Raw genomic sequence first — 3190 nt, forward strand, 5'->3', positions numbered from 1 at the left:
ATCAAGTGGGGCCTGGACTACATGAACTCCCGCTACGGCAGCCCCGTCGGCGCCTGGAACTTCTGGCAGAACAACCACTGGTACTAAACCACCGGCGGACACAGCAGAAACACGCACGAAAACGCCCGGCCGGGACCACCCGCCGGGCGTTTTCGCACGCCCGCAGCCCGTTCCGCCGCATCCCCCGGGCGGGGGAGCGGGATCAACCCCGGAAGTGATGTGCGGGCCGGCCTGCCGAGGCGAGGCTCGTGCCATGACTTCGAAGATGCTGACCCCGAAGATGTCGGTGGTGTGTGGCTGGTGGGCGGGTGCCGCGGGTTCCCTCGCGATCGGGGCCGGGCTGTTCGGGGCCCGGCCGCCGGCTGCCGTGTGGGTCCTCGCGGGGGCGGCGGCAGCGGCGGGAGCGGGGCTCGCCGCGCGAGCGCGCGTACTGCTGTGGGTGGCCTGCGGCCTGTCCGTGGCGGCCGGCTGCACGCTGCTGATGGACGTGCTCGCGCTGCTCTTCGGGCAGGGCGTGGACAGTGTGACGGGAGCGGTGACACATGCGCTGGGCCTGGCGGGAGCACTGCTCACGGGTGCCGTCGCCGTGGCCGCCGGCGCGCGGCGGGACGCGGCCGCGGCGGCCCGGTCGGGACCGCCGGGGCGGTGGATCCCGTACCTCGGCGTGCTGACCTTCCTGCCGTACATCGCGATGAAGCTCCACTGGGCCCTGGGCGGCACCTTCGCGGGGGTGAGCGGGGCCGAGGTGCTGGCGGAGTCCGCGCGCAACGGGGCCTCGGGGGTGTGGCTGACCCTGGAACGGTGGGGGCTGGACGCCACCGTACTGATGGCCCTCGCGGGGATCCTGCTGCTGTTCTGCCTGATCCGGCCGTGGGGCCTGCGCCTGCCGCGGTGGCTGCCGCTGACCCCCGCCCTGACCGGGACGGCCACGCTGGTGCCGTACGGGCTGCTGGGGCTGGGGTACCTGGCGCTGGCCCAGACGGGTGTGGTCGACATCCCGTCCGGGAGCTTCGACTCGGCCGACGACACCCTGCTGGTGGGATGGATCGGCTACACGGCCTTCTCCGGATACGGTGTGGCGCTGCTGGCGGCGACCCGCTGGTACTGGCGCCGCACGCGTGGGCACGTACGGACCGTCCCGATGACACCGGACGCCGATCCGGGCCCGGCGCCGGTGGCGGACCGATGAACCGCCGGCCGTGACGGAACTACTCGCCTCCGGCGGTCCCGATCCTTTCGAGAACCACCGTGTACCGGGACCGCCTGTCCGGTCGGGCGTGCACGGCCGCATGCCGGAGGGCGGGGACCGCCACCGCGCCCAAGCCCACGAGCCCCTCGGCCGCCGCCTTGCGGACAGCGGGATGGGGGTGTTCCAGCAAACCGGTCACGGCGGGTGCCGCGGGTGCCCAAGCCGCGTGGCAGAGCGTCCGGATCGCCGTGCGCACCAGGTCCGGCTGGGGGTCGTCCAGCAGGATCGTGGTGTGGTGCAGGTGGGCCGGGCGGTCCAGCATGGCCCGCGAGGTCCGGTGGGCGTGCAGGCGGACCCCGGGCCTGGGATGGCGCAGCAGCTCGACGATCAGCTCCCGCAGTCGGGGGTCCCGGTCCGGGTCCGGACCGCGGTGTCCCGCGGCCAGCCACGTGAGCGCCTGGCGCACCCGCACCGGGTCCCCGCCGCGGGCCAGGGCCAGCAGCTCCCGCCGAGACGGGGGCGCCGACGCTTCGGCCGGCACCGCCGGGGCCCGGAGGCGGAGCACCGCCAGCGCGGCGGCGTCCTGCTCCGCCGCGTCCGGGCGGCGCAGCGGACCCTCGACGAGCAGCAGCCGGTCGGCGAGGTCGTCACGCCCTTCGGCACGCAGCCGGCGACGGACCCGGGTCAGCGCGGGTGTGCGCAGCAGGGGGCGTCCCTGGAACAGGTCGAGGAACCCCCAGGCCCCGGCGTCGAGGCGCCCGCCGAGGTGCTCCGCCAGCACGTCGGCGGGGAATGCGCGCAGCACCCGCCCGGCTGCGCGACCGCCGGACGGCGGGTCGTGCTCCCACCATTCGAGCAGCAGCGGGACCAGCGGTTCCAGCTCCCACGCGTCGAGCCGGGTCGCCACGAGGGCCACCCGGTCGTGCAGGACCTCGTCCGCGCGCAGTTCCGCCTCGTCGATGGAGGTCAGCGCGCGGGCCGGGACGTCGCCGACGGGCAGGTCGACGCGGCCCCGCAGGTACGCGCGGAGCACCGCGAGCCCGGCCTCGGGCTCCGGCCACGTCGAGAGCGCCAGGGCGGCGGCGTGCCGACGGTCCGGAGCGGGGGCTTCCAGCATGTCCAGCAGGCGCTCCCGCAGTGCGGTCGAACGGGGCTGGTCCAGGTCGTCGACGCGCACGGTCCGCGGCCCAGGCCCAGGCCCAGGCCCCGGCGCCTCGGCGCGGGCGGTCTCGGCGATGGTCCAAGAGGGCGCGTCGAGGGGCTGGACGTCCGTCATCCAGTCGACGAGCGCGGCGCGCACCCCGGGGTCGGCGCCGGGGTAGGCGTCGATCAGGGCGCCCAGGCGTTCCCGGGACCCGGGAACGCCGTCCTGGCGTTCGCGGAGCCGGCGCAGTTCCTCCGGCGCCTTCGGCGAGCGCACCGCCGCGTCGAGCGCGGCTCGCCACCGCCCGGATCCGACGGTGGCCGCGGGGGAGTGCGGGGCGGCGAAGGCGTCCCGCAGCACGGCGGCCTCCGCCTCCCAGGGGCGGGCCCCCAGCCGGGCCGAGGCGAGCGCCTGATCCAGGTCGGAACGGACCAGCACCGCGTCCAGGGCGCGCAGCAGGGTCAGGGTGGACCGGCTTCCCGCGGGTGCGGGGGGCAGCGCGCGCAACCTGAGGGCGACGGCCGCCTTCTCGGCCGCCGCGAGGCTCGGCGCGACCGCTTCGAGCACCGCGATGAGGTCGGCCCGGTCCCCGGCCGGGGCTGCGTCCGGTCCGGAGGGTCCGGCGAGTTCGGAGGGTCCGGACGGGCGGGAGAGTCCGGAGAGCACGTCGAGGAGGACGTTCGTGGACCGGCCGAAGGCCGTCAGTTCCCCGGCCGTCCACGGCGCGGGGCACAGCCGCAGCGTGAACCGCATGACGAGACGCGCCCGGACGGCGGGTTCGCGGCCGGCCAGGCGGAGCCAGTCCGCCAGCATGGGCCGCAGCGTCCGCAGTCGGGCGGGGTCCGCCGGCCCGGGCC

Annotated in this window: 2 protein-coding genes and 1 pseudogene; 2 read left to right on the forward strand and 1 reads right to left on the reverse strand. The window is 76.2% G+C overall.

What is annotated here, in order from left to right; all coding sequences use genetic code 11:
- Positions 1-87, forward strand: a pseudogene (locus ABZW32_RS39370) (lytic transglycosylase domain-containing protein); the annotation flags it as partial.
- A gap of 166 nt (positions 88-253) precedes the next feature.
- On the forward strand, positions 254-1189 hold the full coding sequence (locus ABZW32_RS39375) for a hypothetical protein (RefSeq protein ID WP_356225670.1): 936 nt from the start codon (positions 254-256) through the stop codon (positions 1187-1189).
- A gap of 19 nt (positions 1190-1208) precedes the next feature.
- On the opposite strand, the gene ABZW32_RS39380 is transcribed toward ABZW32_RS39375, so the two are convergent.
- Positions 1209-3190: HEAT repeat domain-containing protein (locus ABZW32_RS39380; RefSeq protein ID WP_356225672.1), on the reverse strand; the 1982-nt coding region annotated here is incomplete at its 5' end.

The sequence above is a fragment of the Streptomyces sp. NPDC004667 genome, from assembly GCF_040609475.1.
GTDB lineage: Bacteria > Actinomycetota > Actinomycetes > Streptomycetales > Streptomycetaceae > Streptomyces.